The 3,280-nt window shown below is 43.5% G+C and carries 4 protein-coding genes; 2 read left to right on the top strand and 2 right to left on the bottom strand.

The features are described from left to right. The coding region (locus ACYPWY_RS15760; protein WP_459686500.1) for a hypothetical protein at positions 1-1,028 on the top strand (1,028 nt) is incomplete at its 5' end. 48 nt (positions 1,029-1,076) lie between these two features. Here the strand turns inward: ACYPWY_RS15760 and ACYPWY_RS15755 are convergent. Together ACYPWY_RS15755 and ACYPWY_RS15750 are read right to left on the bottom strand one after the other, a co-directional pair. Continuing rightward, a complete protein-coding gene (locus tag ACYPWY_RS15755; RefSeq protein ID WP_459686499.1) occupies positions 1,077-1,709 on the bottom strand; it encodes a DNA alkylation repair protein in 633 nt (210 codons plus the stop codon). Between the two features lie 32 nt (positions 1,710-1,741). Then, positions 1,742-2,503 (bottom strand): pirin family protein, encoded by a 762-nt coding sequence (locus tag ACYPWY_RS15750; protein WP_459686498.1) that lies wholly within the window; start codon positions 2,501-2,503, stop codon positions 1,742-1,744. A 144-nt stretch (positions 2,504-2,647) separates the two neighbouring features. Here ACYPWY_RS15750 and ACYPWY_RS15745 point away from each other — a divergent pair. After that, on the top strand, positions 2,648-3,280 hold a 633-nt coding region (locus ACYPWY_RS15745), incomplete at its 3' end, for a hypothetical protein (protein WP_459686497.1).

Here is a 3,280-nt window from a genome sequence, read left to right as displayed (position 1 = left end):
CTTTCAAAATCGGACAGCGAATCAATATCAAACTCGGCTACAACGGCAACTTAAAAAACATGTTCGACGGGTATATTACCGCCTACAATTCGGACAGCGGTTTTGAAATCAACTGTGAAAACATGGCGTACAAGCTGAAGCTCAAGCAGGCTCCCAAGTTTGAAACGCCCTCGAAAGGGACAAAAGTAAACGACGTGCTGGGCGAAAAGTACGGCTTGCTGAAAGATACCGGTTTTTCCATACACGGCGACACGAAGAAGTTCGATATTGAAATAGGAAAAATCAAGGTTACGGACAATTTTACAGTCGCCGATATTTTAAATGAATGGAGCAAGTACAAGGTCTATTGCTTTTTGAAGTACGACGCCAACAGTCCCGATGAAATGCCCGCCATTGCCATTGGTCGCCCCTATTCCTCATCCAAGTCGCAGCCGGTATTCCCGGATAATGAAAGCGCTCCTTATAAAATCCGTTTCGATTACCATGTAGCCCAAAATGATTTAAAGATTTTGAAAACAGACCCGAAATTCCTTGCCGTTACCGGCAAGGCGCTGGGCAGTGACGAAAAGTTCTTTGAGGTAACGGTACGATTAAATCCTGAGTACGACCCTGCGGTTTCCGGCAGCAAGGAGTTCCAAACAGTTAATGCCACGCAGATAGGTAAACGCAAGCAGCAGAAAACCGGGAATAAGACAGCCAAGGGTGCGGACACGAAAACGAAAGTGGATTTATCCACTTATACCATTGTCCCGTATATGTCGCCGAACATGAATATCACGTCCGACAAATTGGTGGAGGAAACCATTGAGTATTTCCGCAACTACAACCTGAACGGCATAACCGGCAGCCTGACCCTGTTCGGGGACTTCGGGCTGCCAACCGCCGTGCAGGTGGAATTGATTGATGACCGCAACCCGTCGAAAAACGGTGTGTATATTGTGGAAGAAGTAACAACGACTTTCGGTACAAATGGGTACAGGCAGAAAATAACCATACCTTACAAAATTTCAAGGGCAAAAACTACTTAGGAATTGAACTGTTTGCAATTCTGTTATATGCCGCGCTGCCGGACCTCATTATTTTTTATCCATTATTTTATTTGCCAATTTATACACCTGAGTAATTTCCTTTGTATCTAATTTCCATGTATTCAATTCTTTTCTTATTAACTCAGGGTATGCTTTACTTATATCTTTTAATGCGTTCCCGACAGATTTCCTTACATATTCACTTTCATCGGTTTTATATTTTGCCAATATATCTATTGCCTCTTGCGGATTGTCGGTAAAATACGGCCTTTTTATCCAGTTCCTTAATCCTTCGGTTACAGCCCTTCTTATGTTTTCATTTTTATCATTCAACCATTCATTTATTATTCCCAATGAATTTTCATATCCGGTATTTTTACAATAATTATCAAATGCCATTGCCAGAAATTCCTGAACCTGCCATGAAGAATTTTTACTGACCGTGTCTTTTAAGAAAGTAAATACCTTTTCATTTTTATGGGATATAAGCCCCATAATATATACCGCCAGCATTTGAATATAAAATAATTCACAATTATAATATTCCATTGCCATTTCCCGGCATTTTTCCGGAGAATTATTATTGCAAATTTTTTCAGCCTCTTTTGGAATTAAACTCCAGCGTTCTTTTCCGGTCTCTTCATTGAAAAAGAGTTTTATATAATAGCTTATGTTTAACATATTACCGGGTTTATAATTTATCCTTTCCTTATTTATTCTCCCTTGTACTGTTCCTCATTTCCGTTGTATTTTTCCTTATAACATTCCTCGTCAAACGCCATTTCAATAATTACAAAATGCGCTTCCTGTTCCGCCGTAATGCTTATGTCTTCCTTTACGATTTCCAGAGCGTCCCGTTCATTCATGCGGATGCCGTTTACAGTCGCTGCGCCCTCAAACAAAACCAAATATGCCTGACGGTCGCTTCCGACCCGAAAATCTGTCTGTTTTCCTTTGGAAAGAATCGCAGCATACATGTTAATGTCGGCATGTATTTTTATGGGAGCGGTATTTGTGGTATTGTCATAAGATGTCGCTATTGGTAGCCATTTGTCAAGCCTGTCTTCCAGCTTGAAGCGGTAATCGCCGTAATTGGGCTTGTAAGCCTTTTTATTGGGAAAAACCCATATCTGGGCGAAACGGAGTTCGCTATCCGTGTGGTTGTATTCGCTGTGGGTTACTCCCGTTCCTGCGCTCATATACTGGGATTGCCCGCGGGTAAGCGTGTGGGCGTTGCCCATGCTGTCCTTGTGCGAAAGTTCGCCTTTGATAACATACGATATGATTTCCATATCGCGGTGCGGGTGCGTACCGAAACCTTCACCCGCCTGAACAATATCGTCGTTCAAAACGCGGAGCGCTCCGAAACGGACATTGTCCGGATTGCAGTATTCGGCAAAGGAAAAATGGAAATGGCTGTCCAGCCAGCCGTGCCGTCCCCGCCCCATTTTCTTACTGTCAATGTACCTAATCATAAATACCTCCTTTTTTTATTGTTTGTATAAAACACATCAGGAGATTCGATTACAAAAATACGAATTTTCCGGTTATAATCACTATTTTATCTTTTTGAACTTTCCCACCTGTTTCTCCCTATTCTTCCATAAAAACGCCTGTTTATGGAAAACAGTAAAAACAGCCAACGGATGATACGCGAAGCAATCCGCAAAATTGCATTGGGGCGAAGCATTGAACGTGTCGATATGTCCGCCGCCGGAACGGGTGGGGTGGGTACGGCAAGGCTCATCCACGGCTATGTAGCCAAAATACACGACGACCCGTCTGATGAAGAATTTGCAGACTGCGGCGGAACCATTGACGTGGGCGAGTTTGCCGAAGAAACGGCAAGCGCCGAGCCAGTTATCCACAAGGGCGTATTGCTGTCCGGCGTTAAGGACAACAGCGGCGGCTTTTTGATTATCCCGACCCTGTTTTCGGACGTAACAATCGTTTCGGATGCGGCGACCCGCTATATGTACGTTGTAAATTATTCCCATGCCGATATTATACAAATCAATGCACACAGGGAAGTATCTATCGGCGTTGCCGAAACAGAAGAGTTAGACCCCGACAGCAACGACTCGCCCGATTACGACGAATTGGAAAAGACCGGCAATGAAACGGCGACCAAATATACAGCGGAAAGTATAGAAACAACCGTCAGGAACAAGGACGGCAAGGAGGCAAGCCTGTTGGTAGAGCCTGAAAAAATCGGCAGCAAGGTAAATAAATCCGAAATAACCCAAACAGCG

It is taken from the genome of Viscerimonas tarda (genome assembly GCF_054601255.1).
This window is presented reverse-complemented; position numbering and strand designations above follow the sequence as displayed.